Source organism: Glaciimonas sp. GG7, assembly GCF_052976905.1.
This window is the reverse complement of record NZ_JBRIIQ010000032.1, coordinates 19197-39782: the sequence shown is the minus strand read 5'-3', so window position 1 is coordinate 39782 and position 20586 is coordinate 19197. Positions and strand designations below refer to the sequence as shown.

Here is a 20586-nt window from a genome sequence, read left to right as displayed (position 1 = left end):
AGCTTCTCTAAGCGCCCGGTTCATCGAGCACGAATCGATCAGACCAAAAGGGCGAAGAAGCCGCCATAGCATCGCCTGCAATGCTACGTCGCCATTTGCAACAAGCCTTGCAAGACTCACTCGGCAAAGGTTTCGAGGGCCACGACATCGAACTGACGATCAAAGGCTGGTGCGCTGATTGCGCCCATTAAGAACACCGCACATAGCCGCGTATCTCGGCTCGTATAGCCCACTACATTCATTGACCCCTTTAAAAACAACATGGCACTCATTCCAACCACTATCCTTACCGGCTTTCTCGGCGCAGGTAAAACCACGCTGTTGAACCGCATTTTGCAGCAGCCGCATGGCCATAAAATTGCCATTATCGAGAACGAATTCGGCCAGGAAAATATCGACAATGAGATCCTGGTCCAAGACAGCTCTGAGCACATCATTGAAATGAACAACGGCTGCATTTGCTGCACCGTGCGCGGCGATTTAATCGTTGCCTTAAGTTCGCTGGCACGTCGCCGCGATGCTGGCGAATTGCAGTTCGACCACGTCATCATCGAAACAACCGGCATGGCCAACCCTGGCCCGGTAGCGCAAACCTTCTTCGTTGACGAAGAAGTGGCGATGCATTACATGCTCGACGCCATCATCACAGTTGTCGATGCCAAACACGCCATGCAACAACTCGACGATCAGGAAGAGGCGCAACGCCAGGTCGGCTTTGCTGACAAATTGCTGCTCTCGAAAACCGATCTGGTGAGTCCATCCGAAGTCAAAGCACTCACCGCTCGCCTGACCCGAATCAACCCGCGTGCCTCGATTATCCGACTCGATCCGTCCCACACCCCGATCGGCGACATTCTGGACATCCGCGGCTTCAATCTCAACGCTAAACTAGAAATTGACCCTGATTTTCTTGCCGACGCAGAAGCCCACGACGATACCGAACATGACCATACTGGCGACGATTGCGAACATTCATCGCATCAACATGCGCACGATGAAAAGGCACCCCATCACCACAATCATCACCATGCCCATCACACTGACGATATTGCCGCCTTTGTCTTTAAAAGTGAACGCGCATTTGATTCAGCCAGACTAGATGAATTTTTAGGTGGATTAGTGCAAGTGTATGGCCCGCGCATGTTGCGCTACAAAGGTATATTGTTGATGCAAGGCGCTGATCGCAAAGTCGTATTTCAGGGTGTACACCAAATTATGGGCAGCGACGTCGGCGCGAAATGGGAAGAAAATGAAACCCCCGCCAGCAAAATGGTCTTCATCGGCAAGAACCTGCCGAAAGACATCTTTATTCGCGGTCTTGAGCAATGTCTGGTATAACCTATGGCAGTTTTGCGCTAAGGAAAATACAATTTTGCGCAAATCCTGGGGTTAGTAAGTAAGTCATCATAAGAAGTGACGCTAGAGAGTGTCCTGAACTATGGTCGCAAGTGAAAAACCTGCACACTTTGGCATCAAACCTAATGTAAAATTCTTGACCAACCAACAAATTGATCGCAATAAAAAGCGTTTTTAATCGTTATAGGACTTAAGTTCTCAGTTGGCAAGATACTTTCCGCACAGCGTCTATTGCCGCTAGCAGGCTGTAGGACTTAGGGGATGTCCCGTAAGTCCTACAGCCTACTAGTGGCATTACCTCAAAGAGAACTCCCAAGGGCCAAACTCAGTACAAGTAACAACAAGGGCATTACAAATATGCCTTATGTACTGAGTAAATGGATAAGATTGAAAAATACGTCGTATCGAAAGTAAGCGAAGTGGCTACCAAAACAACCAACCCTACCCCTGATGCCGCCCTGTTGACAGAAGCGCAAATCGTCACGATGAGCGAAACAGACTACATGAACAAGGCACAACTGGCTTTCTTCAGAGAGCGTCTAAAACAGCTGGAAACAGATCTGTTGAGAAACGCCGGAGAAACCACTGAGCATCTGCGTGAAACCGTACTCGTTCCAGACCCTGCAGACCGCGCCACCATCGAGGAAGAGCATGCGCTGGAATTGCGAACACGGGACCGTGAGCGCAAATTACTGAAAAAAGTACAACAATCGATCGCATCAATTGATGCTGGCGAATACGGCTGGTGTGAAGAAACTGGTGAGCCTATCGGTATCCCACGTTTATTAGCCCGACCAACAGCAACCCTGTCACTCGAAGCACAACAACGGCGTGAACTGAAACAAAAGTTATACGGTGATTAATACCTGACGACCAACTGGTCATTCTGCCGTCAACCCTGCGCCCGTTTAACTACGGCACGCAGGGTTTCAATTTTTACCCTTATCCCTTTCGTCAAATTAATATTCTCAGATCAGGTTTAGCCTGTTTCTGCACGGCATATCAATAGCCGCCATTCGCGTTATGATCCCAACCCACTAGCATCTGCCAGAACAGCTTTTCACCTAAAAGTGAAACCTCAACTGCTCTCAAGCTACGCATATCAGACTACACTATTGGCCTGCCTTATCAGGCCGACTTCAGCGCAGCTACCAATATTGAAGCGCAACAACGATCATCAATTCATCGCTTAGGATCAACGTGAGGATTTTCTCGTTTTTTAGCAAAAATACCCGCCAAAACAGCAATACGGCGGCAAGTCCCGCCCCCCTCACAACAGAACCTGCCGATCAGGAAACTGGAACTGGTACAACCCGGAAAAAAACGACGACAGGCAATAAGACCGCGATGAAAATCGATGCAATTGCGTCTGAAATGTCTTCCGAGTTGACCGATCCGACAACGATCATCGGCACGATGCCGTCGGACACTGCAACGCGCAAAAAAATCGTCCATCATGCGAAGCCAAGCGCGAACAATAGCTCCAACGATTTCTTAGGTAGCGACTTCAGAACTGCCAGCATTGAAGTATCAGTCTCAGGCACACCAGCGGTGGTAGAAGAGGCCGCCCTGCTATTTGCCAATTCGCAATCCGATATCGCCGAACAGCTACTCAAAGAAGCTATTCTGGAAGATGGTCTCGGCGCTGCCACCGATATTGTTTGGTGGATGTTGTTGGACCTGTATCACATCAATGGGAAACAACACCAATTCGACGATTTATCGGTCGATTTTGCGCATAAATTTGAAACCTCGCCACCAACCTGGAACAAAAAACGCATCCTCCATCAGGACACGGATTTACATGAGAATTCCAGTCCCATTCCGATCATTCCTTTTTCGGGAAAGCTCGATATCCACATCAGCAAACAATTAGAACGGATACAAAAACTCAGCGTAACGCACGCAACTTTGCGACTCGAATTCACGCAAATCACATCGGTCGACTCCGTCGGCTGCGGTTTATTGCTACGCATGCTGAAAAAACTACAAAAATCGGGACTTGAGCTGATTCTGGTCGGCACTACCGAACTTGCCGACAACATCCGTGCAATTCTGAGCGTAGGCCGACGCGATGAAACCACAGCCCCATGGTTACTGTTGCTCGAAATTTTGCATTTATTAAATAATGAGCAAGCTTTCGAAGATATCAGCATTGATTACAGCATCACCTTCGAAGTATCCCCGCCGCCATTTGTTGCGCCAGTGACCAAAGTGACAACAGCCAACAATGAAACAACCAGTAATCGTCAATCGATAAAGAGTCAGCCATCTTTTCAAATGCCGACATTAATTGAGGGTCGAATTGATGCTCTGCTAGCAGAGTTGCAAGCCCATGGGCATCACCATCACCCGGCACTGATCGATTGTTCACGTCTGGCAAGAATAGATTTCAATGCAGCCGGGCAATTAATGAATGGCTTGCACCCCCTCATTGCGCAAGGCCGTAAAATTGAATTTCATGACGTCAATCACCTCGTTGCCGCCCTGTTTAAAGTCATGGGGCTGTACGACGTGATCAGTATTTATACGCGCAAAAATTAAAGGTCTGTTGTCGTCTTTATGTCAGTCTCACACCACAAAACATACCAATAGCGTGGCTATGCCTATGAAACCAAGACGCTCACAGTCAATGGCATCCAATTCATTTGCAAGAAATCGATGCTTGCAATCACACCAGACGCCCCCATTTTTTCAAATACGCGCATAGGCGCTAGCAGAACCATGCGCCGACGTCCGACATCCGGATGCCGCATGGCTGGTCCGAATCGTCCAGTTTGCCCAACTGCCGCACGCTCGGTCCGCTTTTTTTAGGCAAGCATAATGGAACAATTTCATGGCACCACCATCCTCTCCGTGCGACGCGGAAACTCCGTTGCCCTCGGTGGTGACGGACAGGTAACCCTCGGCAACGTTGTAATGAAAGGCACTGCCCGCAAAGTGCGTACGCTGTACCACGGTAAGGTCTTGGTCGGCTTTGCCGGCGGCACCGCAGACGCCTTCACCCTCCTCGATCTATTCGAAGCAAAACTGGAAAAACATCAAGGCAATTTGATGCGCGCCTCGGTCGATCTGGCCAAAGAATGGCGCACCGACCGCATGTTGCGTCGGCTCGAAGCAATGTTACTCACTGCCGACCGCGACACCACGCTGGTAATTACCGGAAATGGCGACGTGTTGGAACCCACCGACGGCATCGGTGCTATTGGCTCAGGTGGCACTTTCGCGCAATCTGCAGCCAAGGCCCTATACGACAATACGGACCTGACACCTGCTGAAATCGTCAAGAAATCCCTGGTCATTGCAGGAGACCTCTGTATCTATACCAATCAATCGCACATCATCGAAACGCTCAATTAATTCTGCCCCCGGCCAAACCAAGAGCGAGCACATCCACCTGCGCGCCTGTGACGAACCGGACTTACACGGATCCAAAAAACATGAATATGACCCCCCAAGAGATCGTCTCTGAACTCGACAAACATGTCGTCGGACAAGACAAAGCCAAACGCGCAGTCGCCATTGCACTGCGTAACCGCTGGCGTCGTCAGCAAGTTGCAGAACCACTGCGTCACGAAATTACGCCTAAGAACATTTTGATGATAGGCCCCACCGGCGTGGGCAAGACCGAAATTGCACGGCGTCTGGCCAAATTGGCAAACGCGCCGTTTATCAAAGTTGAAGCCACAAAATTTACCGAAGTCGGCTACGTCGGCCGCGACGTCGAAACCATCATTCGCGATCTGATCGATATCGGTATCAAGCAAACGCGCGAGTTTGAAATGCGTAAGTTAAGGTCACGCGCTGAAGATGCGGCAGAAGATCGGGTAATCGACATTCTGGTGCCACCGGCCCGCGATTTTGGTTTCCATCCCGAGCAAGATGTCCCTGTCGAAGTCGATGCCAAGGACAAAGGCAATGCGACCCGCCAGACTTTTCGCAAACGTCTGCGCGAAGGCTCTCTCGATGACCGCGAGATCGAAATCGAATTGGCAGAAAGCGCCCCTCAGATGGAGATCATGGCCCCACCCGGCATGGAAGAAATGACGGAGCAAATTAAGTCGATGTTTTCCGGCATGGGCAACAACCGCAAGAAAAGCCGCAAGGTCAAGATCAAGGACGCGCTCAAACTGCTGATAGAAGAAGAAGCCGCAAAACTGCTCAATGAAGATGAGCTCAAACAAAAAGCGATCTTTAACGTTGAACAAAACGGCATTGTGTTTCTTGATGAAATCGACAAAATTGCCACCCGCTCCCAAACGAACGGCGCTGACGTTTCGCGTGCTGGTGTGCAACGCGATTTGCTGCCGCTAGTCGAAGGCACAACCGTCAACACCAAGTACGGCATGATCAAAACCGATCACATTTTGTTCATCGCATCGGGGGCATTTCATCTGGCCAAGCCATCGGATTTGATCCCGGAACTGCAGGGGCGCTTCCCGATTCGGGTAGAACTCGACTCCCTGTCGATTTCCGATTTTGAGCGCATTCTGACAGGCACCGATGCTTGCCTGACCACGCAATATGAAGCGTTGCTGGCAACTGAAGGGGTCACGCTGGAGTTTGTGCCGGAAGGAATTACGCGTATGGCTGAAATCGCTTTTTCGGTCAACGAAAAAACCGAAAACATCGGTGCGCGTCGTCTGCATACCGTGATGGAAAAAATGCTGGAAGAAATCTCTTATAGCGCTACTGGTGCGGGTGAAAAAATGTTAAAGATCGACGCCGCTTACGTGGATCTGCGACTCGGGGCGCTGGCAGTGAATGAGGATTTATCGCGCTATGTGCTGTAAAAATAGGTCGCAAATATGAAAAAGCGGGATGACATTGCGATGTCATCCCACCTTTTTTGCCTTCAGTGGCCTCTTTTAGGCCGACTCTTCGCGCGGCGTACGCGACAGAAACAATTCCACCACCGCACCGGGCGAATCGCCATCAAATAACACGCCAGCCACCGCATTGGTAATCGGCATATCTATTCCAAGTTCCTGCGCCAATGCTCTGACAGCGGCGGCACAACGCACTCCTTCAGCCACGTGGCCCAACTCTGCCACTACGTCCTCCAGACTTTTACCTTGCGCTAAGCCGAGACCGACTTTGCGATTGCGGGAGAGGTCGCCCGTGCAGGTCAGAATCAAATCGCCGACACCTGACAAGCCCATAAAAGTTTCGCTACGGCCACCGAGCGCCGTGCCAAGTCGCGTAATTTCAGCCAAGCCACGGGTGATCAAAGCCGCCCGCGCATTAAGTCCAAGATGAAGACCATCGGCAACTCCGGTCGCAATCGCCATAATGTTTTTAACCGCGCCCCCGACTTCGACCCCGATCAGATCGTCGGTCGAATACACACGGATGTTGCCGCCATGCACGGCGGCAACGACGCACTCGGAGAGTGCCGGATGATCCGTTGCAATGGCCAGCGCGCAAGGTAAACCACGGGCGACTTCCTGTGCGAACGAAGGACCCGAAAGCGCACCCGCAGGAATGCTGTCTCCCAGTACTTGCCGTACGATCTGATGCGGCAGCAAACGGGTCTGCTCTTCAAAACCTTTACATAGCCAAACGATATTCGGCACTGGCAGGCCCTGCAATTTCTCTGCCAAAGAGCGTAGCCCGGCAACTGACGATGCAATAATGAGCAGATTGTCATTTACGCCAGAGTCCGTACTCCGAGCCGGACTGACATGCGCGATGGCCTGCGCAAAATCAGCGCTGACGATCAAATTGGCTGGCAAATGCAAACCGGGTAAATAAACAATATTTTCGCGCTGCTGTGAAATGGCGGCGATAGTTTTCTCATCGCGCCCCCACAGCAACACGTTATGACGTTGCGCTAACGCGATCGCCAGCGCAGAACCCCACGCACCAGCGCCGAGTATCGTGATATTCATGGGAGCGGAGTTGGCGGGCACAAAAGACCAATCGTTGTATAAAAAAGGGAAATGAATAAAATGGCGGGACTATCATGCGGCAAGTACAGCAGCGAAGGCTGCAGCATTGAAACATTGATGTCGCATGATGTGATATCGCATCATATGATGCTACCTGATGAGGCACAGCAAGCACTTAGATCAACTACCCCACACCTCAGTTGCTTTTATATAGCCAGTCTGACCATCACGGTGATGCACCTTGACCCAGCCTGATACAACCGGATCAACCAATTCCAGCAATACACCTTTATCGGCGCTAAATACTTCAGCGGCCGTCTCATTAGGGTTGGCAAGGATTTTGGCATTGGCGACCTTGACTTGCAGATTGCGTTTACTCACTAGCCCACTCGACTGTACCCAAGATAAATCACCACTGGTATCGCGCACCTTGGTCCACTCACCATAGGTCAGCACGACTTCGACTGGCATACCACGCGGGGCGATGGCAACGCGTCGGCCTTTTTCAGATGGAGCGTCGTAGAGGATAACGGGGGCTGCGCCCACGCTCTTGAAATCCAGCGCATGCGCCACGCCAGCGGCGCCAAAAGCGACCAACACCGTGGTCATTACCGTACTGATTACACGTACAAATTTCATTTTATCGTCTCCACTTACTACGAGTACCCGAACGGCTTGCACACCACCGTCGTTATTCTTGCAAACAGAGGAGCCTGTCGGACTTACAGAAGCGATTCCGTAAGTCCGACAGGCTCCTGAAACTTCTACCGTCGCTAAGTGATCAGTTAATCGTATTGCTACCGTCTACTGCGATGCTGTCTTTACTACCTTGATGTTCGGCAATTGCCTGGCTGCGCTGCTGATAAAACACTTCAAAGTTGATTTCAGCCAGATGAATCGGCGGAAAACCAGCGCGGGTGATGGCGTCAGCGATATTGGCACGCAGGTACGGATAAATGATATTCGGGCAACCGATACCCAGCAAAGGATCTAACTGCTCAGCGGGAATATTGCGCACTTCAAAAATGCCAGCCTGCTTGCCTTCGACCAGAAAAGCGACTTTATCGTTGATCTTGGCGGTGACGGTCACGGTCACGGTCGATTCAAAAATGCCTTCAGCCAATGGCTCCGCACCGACGTCTACAGCGACTTCGATTTTCGGGGCATCTTGCTCGAGAAAAATAGCTGGCGAATTCGGCTGCTCAAGCGACAAATCTTTCAGGTATACACGTTGGATCTGAAATATTGGCTGATCATTTGCTTCAGTATTTTCGGTTTTTATAATGTCGTCGGCCATAAACTCTTTCGGTAAATTTAAAAATGGATGGCGTTTGCCACCCACACAATGGTGTTGCAACTATCACATACGATCTTTGAATCTGATTGCATCATCGATTAAATACTCGTTGAGCAACCGAAGCAACTTTGCACATGCCCTATATTTAGAGTATTGCCTCAACCTTGCTCACGTTACTAGCCCGATTGAAGGCTCCTGGCATTAAACCGCTTCCGATGCACCTTGCAGCAGAGCCTGTAACTTGCCCTCGTCATCGAGTTTCTTCAAATCATCGAAGCCACCAACATGGGTCTCCCCAATATAAATTTGCGGGACCGTACGTCGTCCGGTTTTGGTCATCATTTCATCGCGCTGTTGCGGATCAAGATCAATCCGTACTTTTTCGATACTCTCAACACCGCGAGCATTCAACAACTGCTCTGCGCGCATGCAATAAGGACATACAGCAGTGCTATACATTAAAACGTGGGGGGTCATAAGCTTCTCTTTTTACGTTATTTGATGGTCGGCAGACCTTGGGTATGCCAACTTGCGATGCCGCCGTCGAGGCTATACACCTGCGCGAAACCAGCTTTGGCTAACAGTATTTCAGCTTTGGACGATTGCGTCCCTGTCTGGCAAACGACAATCACATTCTTCGCTTTGAATTTGTCTATTTCGACTAAGCGATGCGACAGATCTTTCAGAGGAATGTTTTTCGAATCGATTAAATGACCAGCGGAAAAACTCTCAACGTCGCGGACATCGAGCAATAACGTTTTGCCTTGATTGATCAGTTGCGTTGCTTGTAGTGTTGTTACTTTGTTCCCGCGTCGTTGCAACAACGGGAAAATCAGCGCTCCGCCCGACAAAATGACCAAACCGAGCACAAAAATATTATCAATCAAGAATTTCACAGGAATCCAATGGTATTAGTTAATCGCGACATTATAAAATAGAAGCGCTCAAGCGCCATCCTATTCGTCATTTTCGCATTGATTGCCGTGCGTTAATTATTTACACCATTGCTCACTACTTCCTTCAACTACTCCCTTCATTTACCTATGTATAAAATTGTTCTGATGCGCCACGGCGAATCCACCTGGAATCTGGCTAACCGCTTTACTGGCTGGGTCGATGTTGATCTGACCGAAAAAGGCGTCGCCGAAGCCAGAGAAGCTGGCAAGCTACTCAAGGAAGCCGGGTTCAGTTTCGACCTGGCTTACACCTCAGTCCTCAAGCGCGCCATCCGCACACTCTGGGGCACGCTCGATGAAATGGATTTGATGTGGCTGCCCGTGCAGCACGACTGGCGCTTGAATGAGCGCCACTACGGCGCGTTGCAAGGACTCAACAAGGCCGAGACAGCCGCTAAATACGGCGATGAACAAGTCATGGTCTGGCGTCGCAGCTACGATACGCCGCCGCTCAAGCTGGATGAAAACGATCCCCGCGCCTCCTATGACGACCCCCGCTACGTCCATCTCAAGCGTGAAGAAATCCCCCTCACCGAATGCCTGAAAGACACCGTCGCCCGCGTGCTGCCTGCCTGGAACGACACCATCGCGCCCGCCATTCGCAGCGGCAAGCGCATTATCATTTCAGCCCACGGCAACAGCTTGCGTGCGCTCATCAAAATGCTTGACGGCATCAGCGACGAAGCTATCGTCGGCCTCAACATCCCGAACGGCCAACCGCTCGTCTATGAGCTCGACGCCGACCTCAAACCCATTAAAAGTTACTATCTGGGCGACCAGGCAGCCATTGCCGCGGCGATGCACGCCGTTGCCAATCAGGGAAAAGCGCAATAAATATCACTCCGATGAGATTGCATCCCCCGGCCCAAAAGGCCGGGCGCAGCATGCAAAGAGCGCCAACGGCGCTGTTTGCTGTGCGCCCGGTGTTCACTATGTTCGCCCTCGTCCTTGCCATGGCGCTGGCAACCAATCCAGTAACAGCAGCACCCAAACTCACCGAACGCAGCCAACAAAAACAAATCGCCGAAACCGAACGTACCGAATTACAACAAAAATTGGATGCCCTAAAAAGCGACATCAACCAGACAGAAACCGCAAAAGACGATGCCGCCGATGCGCTGGCAGATTCCGAAGCCGCCATCTCGAAAGCCAATCGTGCACTATTTGATCTGAGCGGAGAACAAAAACAGACCCAGGCCACGCTCGATGATTTATCCAAAAAACATGCCGAGCTCAGTAAAACCGTTGCCGCCCAACAAGCCCAAATGGCCTCCTTACTGCGCCAGCAATATCTGGCCGGTAACGAAGACCGCATCAAATTATTGCTATCGGGCGACAACCCAAATCAAATTAATCGCGAATTGCAATACATGGGCTACGTCTCCAAAGCCCAGGCCAGGCTGATTGATGCACTACGCATTAACTTGCAGGCGGTTGAAGCCAATCAGACCGACACCCAAAACGCCAAAGATGCGCTCGATGAAATTGCACTTGAGCAACGCGATCAGAAAGCGGTCCTCGAAAAACAAAAAACCACCCGCTCGCTACTGCTGACGCAACTCTCGGGCAAACTGGCTGCGCAACGCAAAGAAGTCGGCAAGACCGAGCGCGACGAGCGGCGTCTGGCTGGTTTGGTCGATAAGCTGGCGGCCTTGATCGAAGCCCAAAAGAAAGCCGAAGCGATTCTGCGTGAACAACGCCGGCAGGAACAAATCGCCAAAGCGCAAGCCGCAGCATTGGCAAAAGCCGAAGCCGCACGGGCATTGGCGCAGGCGCAGAAACAACAACGCCAACGCCAGCAACAACGCGACGCTTTAGCCAAAAAGCCCAACACAGCGCCGCAAGCACCAACCGTCCCCGCCTTTACCCCGGACCCGATCGAGGACGATCAACCGCCACCGAAAAGTGCAGCCGCATCAACAGCACCAACAACACCGATAGCACGCAATGACCTGACCCCGGACGCCGATTCGCAAGCCGCCGCCTACGGCAAACCGTTTGCATCCTTGCGCGGCCTGTTGCGCTTGCCGCTACGGGGCGACCTGATGAACAAATTCGGCAGCAAACGCGGCGATGGCCCGGCATCCAAAGGTGTCTTCATACGCGCCCCGGAAGGCACCGAAGTCAAGGCGGTCGCCGCTGGACGAATCGTCTTTGCCGACTGGCTACGTGGGTTCGGCAATCTCATCATTGTTGATCATGGCAATGAATACATGACCATTTACGGCAACAATCAGACCTTATTGAAACGTCCCGGCGACGCAGTCAAAGTCGGCGACACCATTGCCAATGCAGGTAACAGCGGCGGCAACGAACAATCAGGTTTATACTTTGAAATTCGGCATCAAGGCCGTGCGTTTGACCCAATCGGTTGGGTAACTACTAGGTGAAACATGGGAAGTAAGCTCAAAAACATCAGCCTCATTAGTTTAGGCGTGATCGCAGGCGTCGCCGCCTCAATTCAATTTGATGCCATTGCACAAAAAAGTGCGACAGCGCCATTGCCGCTGGAAGAAGTGCGGCAACTGGCAGACGTATTCGGACTCATCAAGTCTGACTATGTCGAGCCGGTAGACGACAAAAAACTATTAACCGAAGCCATTTCCGGCATGGTCGCGTCACTAGACCCGCATTCGTCCTATCTGGACAAAAAAGGCTACAAAGAACTGCGCGAAATGACGCAAGGCAAGTTCGTCGGCCTCGGTATCGAAGTCGGCATGGAAGAAGGCTACGTTAAAGTCATCTCGCCGATCGAAGATTCGCCAGCCTACCGTGCCGGTATCAAGGCCGGAGATCTGATTACGCGTCTCGATGACGCACCGATCAAGGGCATGACACTGGATCAGGCCGTCAAACGCATGCGTGGCGAGCCCAACACCAAAATCAAACTCACGATCGCCCGCAAAGACGAAGATAAACCGCTGATCATCGTCATAACGCGCCAGGAAATTCGTGTCCAAAGCGTCAAATCCAAGGTTGTTGAGCCCGGTTATGGCTGGATACGCATCACCCAATTCCAGGAACCCACCGTCAACGACATGGCCAAAAAAATTGAAGCCATGTACGCCGCAGACCCGAAAATGAAAGGTCTGGTACTCGACTTGCGTAACGATCCGGGTGGCGTGCTGCCGGGCGCGATCGGGGTTTCCGCCGCCTTCTTGCCGAAAGATGTTGTCGTCGTCACCACCAATGGTCAATTGCCAAGTTCAAAAGCGAGCTTCTTAGCCAAGCCTGAATATTATTCTTCAGGACCGGGCATGGACGAGTTGGCAAAATTGCCTGAGGCTGTGAAAAAAATCCCACTGGTCGTGCTGGTCAATACCGGCTCCGCCTCGGCTTCTGAAATCGTCGCTGGCGCATTGCAAGACTACAAGCGCGCCATCATCATGGGATCGCAAACCTTCGGCAAAGGCTCGGTCCAATCCATCGTCGCCCTGCCGCCTAACCGCGAAACGGCTGTCAAGCTGACGACTGCGCGTTATTACACGCCAAACGGTCGCTCGATTCAGGCCAAAGGGATCATCCCCGATATGCTGGTCGACGAATACGCAGAAGGTGATTTGCTCAAAGGCCTGCGCGTGCGCGAAGCCGATCTGACCAAGCACTTGAGTAACGACAAAGATAAAGACGCCAACATCGCCTCGGTCGTGCCGAAAGCCGATGAACTGGAAGAAGATCAACGTCTCATGGCACTTGCCAGAAAACGCAAACCGCTGGAATTCGGCTCTAAAGAAGACTTCCAGCTGACACAAGCCTTGAATTATTTGAAGGGCTTACCGGTACAACTGGCAAAAGTCGAATCCAAGTCTGAGTTAGAAAAAGATGTGACGGCTGAGGAAAAAAGCGACAAGGAGCTGATTAACGAAGTGACTAAAGGCAGCCTCAAAAAAGACGATAAAAAATAATCGACTAAAATAATTGACTTAATTCAGCTTAAATCCTTGCGTTAAACACCTTCGAAAGCCGCATCAATTGATGCGGCTTTTTTTCTCTCTTTTTTATTCTTTTTTTACCGCCAAATCCGTGCCCGACACCATGAACGATCAACAATTGCTGCGCTACTCCCGCCATATCTTGCTCGACGATATTGATATTGACGGTCAGGAAAAACTACTGGCAGCCCACGCCCTCATTATTGGCGCTGGCGGACTAGGCTCACCGGCGGCACTCTACCTCGCCTCCGCTGGCGTCGGCACCATCACGATTGTCGATAACGACACCGTAGAACTCACCAATTTGCAGCGCCAAATCCTGCATACCAACGAGCGCATCGGCCAGCCCAAAGTGCAATCGGCAAAAACAGCGCTCACGCAAATCAACCCTGACATCAACATCATCTGCATAGCCGAACGCGCCGACCAAACCCGCCTCGACGTATTGATCAGCAACGCCGATGTCGTACTCGATTGCAGCGACAACTTCAGCACCCGCCACGCCATCAATCGCGCCTGCGTTGCGCACAAAGTGCCATTAGTCTCAGGTGCCGCCATCGGTTTCGACGGCCAGATCAGCGTCTTCGATCCACGCTCGGCAACCTCACCGTGCTACGCCTGCCTGTTCCCGCCGGATCGTGAATTTGAAGAAGTGCACTGCGCCACGATGGGCGTATTTGCGCCGCTGGTCGGCATCATCGGCAGCATGCAAGCGGCTGAAGCATTAAAGCTGATCATGGGGATTGGGACTTCGCTGGCCGGGCAATTACTGATGCTGGACGCACGGACGATGGAATGGATACGGATTAATGTGGCGCGGGATGCTGCTTGCCCGGTGTGTGGACATTAAGTATTCTCAATGAAGAAAATCGAAAACTTTTTAAAAAGATGGGATAAGAAATGGCTAAGAAATTTTCCTAGTTGGTGGCGTCAACCATGTCACCAGAATCAATCGGACGAGCCAAAGCAGGGGCCAATAAAATGCGCAATGAACATAACAAAGAACAGAACAAAGAACAGAAAAGAGAAGAGGCGCTCGAAGCTGTCGGCTTGACGCTGCATCCGAATCACACGGATGCAGCGCAAATAAACATTGATTTAAGCGTATAAAGTCAACGGATCAAACAACCTCAAGCTGCATATGCCAACACAGGCTGCTCACTTAGCTGACGTATTGCGCGCACAGTAGACGCACACGCTCTTGCCACCTCAGCCCCCTTCACCAAAAAATGTTCAAAGTAAAATTTCTGATGCTCATCGCCAGCATGAAAATGATGCGGTGTCAGCACAACCGAAAACACTGGAACGCCGGTTTCCAGCTGCACCTGCATCAGTCCCGAAATAACTGCTTGCGCCACAAATTCATGGCGATAAATTCCGCCATCAACGACTAAGCCTGCGCCGACAATCCCGGCATACCTACCGCTATTGGCCAGCAATTTAGCGTGCAATGGAATTTCAAACGCGCCCGCGACTTCGAAAAAATCGAGGTCCGATTCAGCGTAACCAAGACTGGTGATTTCAGAAATAAAGGACAAACGACTTTGATCGACGATCTCCCGATGCCAACCGGCCTGGATGAAAGCGATGCGTTGACCTGCTTGCGGTGTGGATTTTGCAACGATTGATGATTGCAGCATTGATGACTCCTGTTTTTAGATCATGCATAAAAAAACAGAGCGTTTTGGATCGATGGGGATTATCAAGACGTGCGCAAGCACGCCCGGAACTGACTCTTCATCGCTTGCAGTACTGCCATCATCAACTGACTTAAAAACGCCAACGCCAGACGCAAACAGATTGTGAACCAGTTCTTATTGCATCCCGCTCTCTCTTTATCCGGACTATCACCGTCGGCCTCGGAATCACACCGAGTCTGCTGACCTTGCCGCATAAACAACAAGCGCTCGCGGGCTAGACACATTGCGTGTCATTACCGCCGGAGGGGAATTTCACCCCGCCCTGAGAACGTATTCGGCTATCCGTGTAATTAAGTACAACGGCCAGCCGAGGCGGAAATTTAACATGTTTGTCGGATTACTGCTCCAGCGAGTTGATTAAGTCCCTTTCGCCAAGCCCAGATACGCTGAGATCACCTTCGGATCGCTCGCCAACTGCGCAGCAGGCCCTTCCATGACCATATCTCCAGTCTCCAGCACATAGGCATAGTCCGCCACCTGCAACGCCGCACGGGCGTTTTGCTCGACTAACAGAATCGCCACGCCGGTTTGCTTCAAGCGCACAATGATGTGAAAAATTTCCTTCACGATCAACGGTGCCAGGCCCAGACTAGGCTCATCCAACATCAGTAATTGCGGCTTAGCCATCAAGGCCCGTCCGACTGCCAGCATCTGACGCTCACCGCCCGAGAGCGTACCGGCCTGTTGCTTGCGTCGCTCCTGCAAACGCGGAAATAAATCATAGACCACCGGCAACTGATCGGCGTAACCATTTTCACCAGCTTTGTAACGCCGATAGCTGCCCAGCAACAAATTATCTTCCACGCTCATGCTGGCAAATAACTCGCGCTTTTCCGGCACCAGACTCATACCACGTGCTACCCGCGTCTCGATGGCGACGCCCTGCATATCATGCCCGAGCAGGCTGACTTTACCGCGTGCACTGCCATTGTTGGGCATGGCCCCGGCAATCGCATTGAGCATCGTCGATTTACCCGCACCGTTGGGACCGATGACGGTGACGATCTGGCCGGCACCGACTTGCAAGCTCGCACCATGCAAGGCTTCGACTTTGCCGTAAGCGACGTGCAGATCGTGGACTTCCAGAACCGGTGTAGTGATCAAACTAGTGATCAAGTTAGTCATCAATGCCTCCCAAATAAGCATCCAGCACCGCCGGGTTTTGCTGCACGTCGGCGGGCAAGCCCTCGGCAATTTTGGTCCCGAATTCCATCACCACCAGACGGTCGGTCAGGGTCATGACAAAATCCATATCATGCTCGACTAACAAAATACTCATACCTTCGGCTTTGAGCTTACGCAGCAACACCGCCAGCGCCTGTTTTTCCTGATAACGCAAACCCGCCGCCGGTTCATCGAGCAGCAGCAAGGTCGGATCGCAACACAGGGCGCGCGCGATCTCCAGTATGCGTTGCTGACCCAGCGCCAGACTCCCGGCTTCTTCATACAACAAAGCACCCAGACCGACCCGTTCGAGCTGTACTTTTGCCTCGAACAACAATACCTTTTCTTCGGTTTTATTCAAGCGTAACAAACCGGTTGCGACGCCTGCGAGATCGCCATGCTGACCGCGCAAATGGGCACCAATCGCCGCGTTCTCCAGCACCGTCATGGTCGGCAATAAGCGCACGTGCTGAAACGTGCGTGCAATCCCACGCCGCACAATCTGGCGCGACGGCAAACCGCCAATGTGCTGCAACCTGCCGTCGGTCCGAAATTGCACCGATCCGGCGGTCAGTGGCAAGACCCCCGTGATGAGGTTGAACATCGTGGATTTTCCTGCGCCGTTGGGACCGATCAGGCCGACGATTTCTCCTGCTGCGACAGTGAATCCAACGTCATTGACCGCCACCAAGCCGCCGAATTCTTTCCGCGCGCATTCGACTGCGAGCACGATTTCGCCGTGCGGCAGTTTTGCGCGTTGCGCCAATGCGGGAGCCGTTTTTGGCGCTATCGCATAGCGTTTTGTCGGCACCAATTGTCGCAAATAAGGCCACAGACCTTCACGCGCACGCTGCAACAACAACACCATCACAATACCGAAAACAATGGTTTCAAAATTGCCGTTCGCCCCTAACAATTTCGGCAGCCACGATTGCAACTGATCCTTGAGCAAGGTCAACAAAGTCGAACCCAAAATCGCGCCCCAGACATAGCCTGCACCACCGACTACGGCCATAAACAAATACTCAATCCCGGCATTCAAACCAAACGGCGTCGGATTAACCGAGCGCTGCAAATGCGCATACAACCAGCCGGAAACGCTCGCCAGCAATGCGGCTAAAACAAAAATCACGATCTTGATCCAGCCCGTATTGACCCCCATCGCCTCGGCCATCACACCGCCGCCGTTGAGCGCCCGGATCGCTCGACCAAGACGTGAATTCAATAAATTCTGCACACCCAGCAACCCCACCAATAACATCGCCCAAATCAGGTAAAACATCTTGCGTCCTGTATCGAGCGTGATGCCGAACAGCTCGATTGATGGAATCCCGTTGAGCCCATCGTACTTACCCAAAAAGTCCAGATTGCCGAACAAATAAAACAGCGACAAGGCCCAGGCAATCGTCCCCAGTGGCAAATAATGGCCCGACAACCGCATCGTAATCGCACCGATACTCAAGGCCGCAATCATCGTCACGCCCAGACCTGCGAGCATGCCGATCCACGGCGAAATCCCATACCGCGTACTCAGATACGCCGTCGAATAAGCACCCAAACCGACAAAGGCAGCCTGCCCGAACGATGTCAAACCACCGATACCAGTGAGCAGTACCAACCCCAACGCCACGATGGAATACAAGCCAATATAGTTGGCCAGCGTAATCCAGTATTCAGGGGTCGGCAGAATCGGCAGCAAGGCAATAATGATCAAGAAAATCGCACACACCGCGATGGACAAGGAGGATCGTAAAAAGGCAGCCATTATTGATCGCCCTCATCAACGTGCTTGCTCGTGAGCGAACGCCACAACAGTACCGGAATAATCAAGGTAAACACAATCACCTCTTTAAAAGCGCTGGCCCAGAATGACGAATACGACTCCAGTAAACCGACCAACACCGCACCCGCAGCGGCAATCGGATAACTCCCCAGACCGCCAATAATCGCGCCTACGAATCCCTTCAAGCCGATCAAAAATCCGCTGTCGTAATACACCGTCGTCAGCGGTGCGATCAATATCCCACTCAATGCGCCCAACGCCGCCGCCAGCGTAAACGCCAGCCGCCCTGCTTGCGTGGTCCCGATTCCCACCAGGCGCGCACCCAAGCGATTAACCGCCGTGGCGCGTAGCGCCTTGCCCGACAATGTCCGTTCAAAATACACATACAGCGCCACAATCAGCGCCAGAGAAACCCCGACAATCACCACGCTTTGACCGGTCATCGCCAGGCCGCCAATCTCAAAACGCGCATCAGAAAACGGCAACGTGCGCGAACCTTCTGCGCCAAACATCAGTAAGCCAATCCCCATGAGCGCGTAATGCACACCCACGGATACGATCAACAACACCAGCGTGCTCGCCTCTGCCAATGGCGCAAACGCCAGCCGATAAATCATCGGCCCCATCGGCACTACGATGAGCAAGGTCAGCAACACCTGCAACGCCATCGGCAAACTGGCGTGACCGTAGAGGCGAGTGAGCGCATAAATAGCAAGCGGTAGCAGCACAAATTTCAGCCCTGCCAACGGGATGCTGCGCGCCGCACTGAGACGCGATTCGGGCGTGCTCAGAATGGTCCATGTCTCCTGCACAAAACTGATGATTCCCAGCACCACGAGCAAGGTTGCCGACAACGGAAAATGGTCCGCCTGCAACGCCGCCATCGTCAACGCACCGAAGGCGACAAATTCACCCTGCGGTATAAAAATCACCCGCGTGACAGAAAAAACCAGCACTAACGCCAATGCCAGCAAGGCGTAAATCGCGCCACTGGTAATGCCGTCCTGCGCCAGAATGGCGGCAATTGATAAGTCCATAACGCGGCCTTAAATGAGATTGCCGCTGGTTCCGGGAATCCGGCCAGCGGCAACTAATGTAAATAGGGAATGTTGACATGTAAGTTTAAGAAACCCCGTTCGTACTGAGTAGCCCGAGGGCGTATCGAAGTAGTTGCATGCGTTGGCGATTCTTCGATACGGCACTTTGTGCCTACTCAGTCCGAACGGTTTTTATGGATTTTACAAATTCCAATTCTCAACACGCCCTCTAAGAACTTACAGCGTCAACACGCTACACAACTTAAAGACTACTTAGCAGCGTCCAACAACTTCCATTTACCACCCACGATTTCCACCATCACCCGCGAGCGCTGATCGTAACCAACGTGATCGGTGGCGCTCATATTGACGATGCCGTGCGAGACCGCCAGATTCTTGATGGCCTCAATCCCGTCACGTAAACCAGCGCGGAATTCTTTGCTGCCCGGCGGTCCTTTTTTGAGTGCAGCAGGCACCGCCGCTGCCAACAACTGTCCCGCATCCCAGGCATGTCCACCGAAGGTCGATACGCTACCTGCGCCATAGACTTTTTCGTAGGCGGCACGATAGGCCATTGCCGACTTTTTCACCGGGTTGCTATCCGGCAGTTGTTCTGCCACCAACAAGGGTCCGGCTGGCAAAAATGTGCCTTCACAATCTTTGCCGCACACGCGCAGAAAATCATTATTGGCAACGCCATGCGTTTGATAAATCTTGCCTTTATAGCCGCGCTCTTTTAAGGTTTTTTGCGGCAACGCAGCCGGTGTGCCAGCGCCTGCAATCAATACCGCATCAGGGTTGGCGCTGATGATTTTTAACACTTGGCCGGTGACGGAAGTATCAGGCCGGGAGAACCGTTCGTTGGCGACGATTTTGATCTTGCGCATCTCCGCCAGCTTGGCAAATTCGCGATACCAACCTTCACCATAGGCGTCCGAAAAACCGATGAAAGCCACCGTTTTCACACCGGCGTCCGCCATGTGCGAGATGATCGCAGTGGCCATGTGCGAATCATTTTGCGGCGACTTGAAAATCCAGTGACGTTTAGCGTCAACCGGCTCCACCAACAAGGCCGAGGCGGCCATGGAAATGAGCGGCGTGCCGGATTCGGCGGCGACATCGCTCATCGCCAGCGTGTTCGGTGTGGTGGTCGATCCGATGAGTAAATCCACCTTGTCTTCGGTCACCAGTTTGCGGGCATTCTTGACCGCCGTAGTGGTGTCGGTAGCGTCATCTAAGACGATGTATTCAACTTTTTGACCGGCAATTTCTTTCGGCAATAAAGCGAAGGTATTTTTCTCCGGGATGCCTAACGATGCTGCAGGGCCGGTTGCCGATACGCTCACGCCGACCTTGATTTGCGCTTGCACGCTAGTGACGCTCAACGCTAGGGTCACTGCGATGGTGGCGACGCCAAATCCTATTTTTTTCATGCTCAGACTCCTGTTATTAGTCGGTTTTTTATCACGC

The 20586-nt window shown here is 52.1% G+C and carries 21 protein-coding genes, 1 pseudogene and 1 riboswitch; of the genes and pseudogenes, 11 read left to right on the top strand and 11 right to left on the bottom strand.

What is annotated here, in order from left to right:
• Positions 1-95: 95 nt before the first annotated feature.
• The 4 genes and pseudogenes from ACVBEF_RS09925 to ACVBEF_RS09910 all read left to right on the top strand — a co-directional run.
• Positions 96-191 (top strand): annotated as a pseudogene (locus ACVBEF_RS09925) (Fur family transcriptional regulator); the annotation flags it as partial.
• Positions 192-261: 70 nt separating this feature from the next.
• Positions 262-1338: a CobW family GTP-binding protein gene (locus ACVBEF_RS09920; RefSeq protein ID WP_447123776.1), complete on the top strand. Its 1077-nt coding sequence runs from the start codon at positions 262-264 to the stop codon at positions 1336-1338.
• 395 nt (positions 1339-1733) lie between these two features.
• Complete coding sequence (gene dksA / locus ACVBEF_RS09915) at positions 1734-2219, top strand: RNA polymerase-binding protein DksA (RefSeq protein ID WP_447123775.1); 486 nt, start codon at positions 1734-1736, stop codon at positions 2217-2219.
• 337 nt (positions 2220-2556) lie between these two features.
• Positions 2557-3900 (top strand): STAS domain-containing protein, encoded by a 1344-nt coding sequence (locus tag ACVBEF_RS09910; protein WP_447123774.1) that lies wholly within the window; start codon positions 2557-2559, stop codon positions 3898-3900.
• 62 nt (positions 3901-3962) lie between these two features.
• Here ACVBEF_RS09910 and ACVBEF_RS09905 read toward each other — a convergent pair whose 3' ends face one another.
• Positions 3963-4112 carry a hypothetical protein gene (locus ACVBEF_RS09905; protein WP_447123773.1) on the bottom strand — a complete coding sequence of 50 codons (150 nt, stop codon included), beginning with the start codon at positions 4110-4112 and terminating at the stop codon, positions 3963-3965.
• Between the two features lie 67 nt (positions 4113-4179).
• On the opposite strand from ACVBEF_RS09905, the gene hslV reads away from it, so the two are divergent.
• The gene (hslV, locus tag ACVBEF_RS09900; protein WP_447123772.1) at positions 4180-4716 is read left to right on the top strand and encodes an ATP-dependent protease subunit HslV; all 537 of its coding nucleotides are present in this window, start codon (positions 4180-4182) and stop codon (positions 4714-4716) included.
• 80 nt (positions 4717-4796) lie between these two features.
• Positions 4797-6149, top strand: a complete 1353-nt coding sequence (hslU, locus tag ACVBEF_RS09895) for an ATP-dependent protease ATPase subunit HslU (RefSeq protein WP_447123771.1) — start codon at positions 4797-4799, stop codon at positions 6147-6149.
• Positions 6150-6224: 75 nt separating this feature from the next.
• Here the strand turns inward: hslU and ACVBEF_RS09890 are convergent, their stop codons facing one another.
• The 5 genes from ACVBEF_RS09890 to ACVBEF_RS09870 all read right to left on the bottom strand — a co-directional run bounded on the left by ACVBEF_RS09890 (position 6225) and on the right by ACVBEF_RS09870 (position 9440).
• A complete protein-coding gene (locus ACVBEF_RS09890; protein WP_447123770.1) occupies positions 6225-7247 on the bottom strand; it encodes an NAD(P)H-dependent glycerol-3-phosphate dehydrogenase in 1023 nt (340 codons plus the stop codon).
• Between the two features lie 180 nt (positions 7248-7427).
• On the bottom strand, positions 7428-7886 hold the full coding sequence (locus ACVBEF_RS09885) for an SH3 domain-containing protein (RefSeq protein ID WP_447123769.1): 459 nt from the start codon (positions 7884-7886) through the stop codon (positions 7428-7430).
• A 142-nt stretch (positions 7887-8028) separates the two neighbouring features.
• A complete protein-coding gene (gene secB / locus ACVBEF_RS09880; protein WP_447123768.1) occupies positions 8029-8544 on the bottom strand; it encodes a protein-export chaperone SecB in 516 nt (171 codons plus the stop codon).
• Between the two features lie 201 nt (positions 8545-8745).
• A complete protein-coding gene (gene grxC / locus ACVBEF_RS09875) occupies positions 8746-9021 on the bottom strand; it encodes a glutaredoxin 3 (RefSeq protein WP_447123767.1) in 276 nt (91 codons plus the stop codon).
• Between the two features lie 17 nt (positions 9022-9038).
• On the bottom strand, positions 9039-9440 hold the full coding sequence (locus ACVBEF_RS09870) for a rhodanese-like domain-containing protein (RefSeq protein ID WP_447123766.1): 402 nt from the start codon (positions 9438-9440) through the stop codon (positions 9039-9041).
• A gap of 147 nt (positions 9441-9587) precedes the next feature.
• Between ACVBEF_RS09870 and gpmA the strand changes: the two genes are divergently transcribed.
• The 5 genes from gpmA to ACVBEF_RS09845 all read left to right on the top strand — a co-directional run bounded on the left by gpmA (position 9588) and on the right by ACVBEF_RS09845 (position 14542).
• Positions 9588-10334, top strand: coding sequence for a 2,3-diphosphoglycerate-dependent phosphoglycerate mutase (gene gpmA, locus ACVBEF_RS09865; RefSeq protein WP_447123765.1), 747 nt, complete (start codon positions 9588-9590; stop codon positions 10332-10334).
• Between the two features lie 119 nt (positions 10335-10453).
• Positions 10454-11890 carry a murein hydrolase activator EnvC family protein gene (locus tag ACVBEF_RS09860; protein WP_447123777.1) on the top strand — a complete coding sequence of 479 codons (1437 nt, stop codon included), beginning with the start codon at positions 10454-10456 and terminating at the stop codon, positions 11888-11890.
• A 3-nt stretch (positions 11891-11893) separates the two neighbouring features.
• Entirely contained in the window at positions 11894-13405 is a 1512-nt protein-coding gene (locus ACVBEF_RS09855) for a S41 family peptidase (RefSeq protein WP_447123764.1), read from the top strand.
• A 130-nt stretch (positions 13406-13535) separates the two neighbouring features.
• A complete protein-coding gene (locus tag ACVBEF_RS09850; RefSeq protein WP_447123763.1) occupies positions 13536-14282 on the top strand; it encodes a HesA/MoeB/ThiF family protein in 747 nt (248 codons plus the stop codon).
• A gap of 86 nt (positions 14283-14368) precedes the next feature.
• Complete coding sequence (locus ACVBEF_RS09845) at positions 14369-14542, top strand: hypothetical protein (RefSeq protein WP_447123762.1); 174 nt, start codon at positions 14369-14371, stop codon at positions 14540-14542.
• A 20-nt stretch (positions 14543-14562) separates the two neighbouring features.
• On the opposite strand, the gene ACVBEF_RS09840 is transcribed toward ACVBEF_RS09845, so the two are convergent.
• The 5 genes from ACVBEF_RS09840 to ACVBEF_RS09820 form a co-directional block, all read right to left on the bottom strand.
• Positions 14563-15072, bottom strand: a complete 510-nt coding sequence (locus ACVBEF_RS09840) for a 6,7-dimethyl-8-ribityllumazine synthase (protein WP_447123761.1) — start codon at positions 15070-15072, stop codon at positions 14563-14565.
• A gap of 182 nt (positions 15073-15254) precedes the next feature.
• A riboswitch (FMN riboswitch) is annotated at positions 15255-15406 on the bottom strand.
• Positions 15407-15489: 83 nt separating this feature from the next.
• The gene (locus ACVBEF_RS09835; RefSeq protein ID WP_447123760.1) at positions 15490-16257 is read right to left on the bottom strand and encodes an ABC transporter ATP-binding protein; all 768 of its coding nucleotides are present in this window, start codon (positions 16255-16257) and stop codon (positions 15490-15492) included.
• Positions 16250-18061: a branched-chain amino acid ABC transporter ATP-binding protein/permease gene (locus ACVBEF_RS09830; protein ID WP_447123759.1), complete on the bottom strand. Its 1812-nt coding sequence runs from the start codon at positions 18059-18061 to the stop codon at positions 16250-16252. The genes ACVBEF_RS09835 and ACVBEF_RS09830 overlap by 8 nt, the downstream gene beginning before the upstream one ends.
• Positions 18061-19116: a branched-chain amino acid ABC transporter permease gene (locus tag ACVBEF_RS09825; protein ID WP_447123758.1), complete on the bottom strand. Its 1056-nt coding sequence runs from the start codon at positions 19114-19116 to the stop codon at positions 18061-18063. Before ACVBEF_RS09825 ends, ACVBEF_RS09830 begins: the two co-directional genes overlap by 1 nt.
• A gap of 269 nt (positions 19117-19385) precedes the next feature.
• The gene (locus tag ACVBEF_RS09820) at positions 19386-20549 is read right to left on the bottom strand and encodes an ABC transporter substrate-binding protein (protein ID WP_447123757.1); all 1164 of its coding nucleotides are present in this window, start codon (positions 20547-20549) and stop codon (positions 19386-19388) included.
• Positions 20550-20586 lie beyond the last annotated feature (37 nt).

Coding starts and splice junctions, on each gene's coding strand:
- hslV (WP_447123772.1), top strand. CDS start 4,180: ATGGAACAATTTCATGGCACCACCATCCTCTCCGTGCGACGCGGAAAC.
- ACVBEF_RS09890 (WP_447123770.1), bottom strand. CDS start 7,247: ATGAATATCACGATACTCGGCGCTGGTGCGTGGGGTTCTGCGCTGGCG.
- gpmA (WP_447123765.1), top strand. CDS start 9,588: ATGTATAAAATTGTTCTGATGCGCCACGGCGAATCCACCTGGAATCTG.
- dksA (WP_447123775.1), top strand. CDS start 1,734: ATGGATAAGATTGAAAAATACGTCGTATCGAAAGTAAGCGAAGTGGCT.
- ACVBEF_RS09855 (WP_447123764.1), top strand. CDS start 11,894: ATGGGAAGTAAGCTCAAAAACATCAGCCTCATTAGTTTAGGCGTGATC.
- ACVBEF_RS09860 (WP_447123777.1), top strand. CDS start 10,454: ATGGCGCTGGCAACCAATCCAGTAACAGCAGCACCCAAACTCACCGAA.
- secB (WP_447123768.1), bottom strand. CDS start 8,544: ATGGCCGACGACATTATAAAAACCGAAAATACTGAAGCAAATGATCAG.
- ACVBEF_RS09840 (WP_447123761.1), bottom strand. CDS start 15,072: ATGCTGCAATCATCAATCGTTGCAAAATCCACACCGCAAGCAGGTCAA.
- ACVBEF_RS09845 (WP_447123762.1), top strand. CDS start 14,369: ATGTCACCAGAATCAATCGGACGAGCCAAAGCAGGGGCCAATAAAATG.
- ACVBEF_RS09885 (WP_447123769.1), bottom strand. CDS start 7,886: ATGAAATTTGTACGTGTAATCAGTACGGTAATGACCACGGTGTTGGTC.
- ACVBEF_RS09835 (WP_447123760.1), bottom strand. CDS start 16,257: ATGACTAACTTGATCACTAGTTTGATCACTACACCGGTTCTGGAAGTC.
- ACVBEF_RS09905 (WP_447123773.1), bottom strand. CDS start 4,112: ATGCGGCATCCGGATGTCGGACGTCGGCGCATGGTTCTGCTAGCGCCT.
- ACVBEF_RS09820 (WP_447123757.1), bottom strand. CDS start 20,549: ATGAAAAAAATAGGATTTGGCGTCGCCACCATCGCAGTGACCCTAGCG.
- ACVBEF_RS09920 (WP_447123776.1), top strand. CDS start 262: ATGGCACTCATTCCAACCACTATCCTTACCGGCTTTCTCGGCGCAGGT.
- grxC (WP_447123767.1), bottom strand. CDS start 9,021: ATGACCCCCCACGTTTTAATGTATAGCACTGCTGTATGTCCTTATTGC.
- ACVBEF_RS09850 (WP_447123763.1), top strand. CDS start 13,536: ATGAACGATCAACAATTGCTGCGCTACTCCCGCCATATCTTGCTCGAC.
- ACVBEF_RS09825 (WP_447123758.1), bottom strand. CDS start 19,116: ATGGACTTATCAATTGCCGCCATTCTGGCGCAGGACGGCATTACCAGT.
- ACVBEF_RS09830 (WP_447123759.1), bottom strand. CDS start 18,061: ATGGCTGCCTTTTTACGATCCTCCTTGTCCATCGCGGTGTGTGCGATT.
- hslU (WP_447123771.1), top strand. CDS start 4,797: ATGAATATGACCCCCCAAGAGATCGTCTCTGAACTCGACAAACATGTC.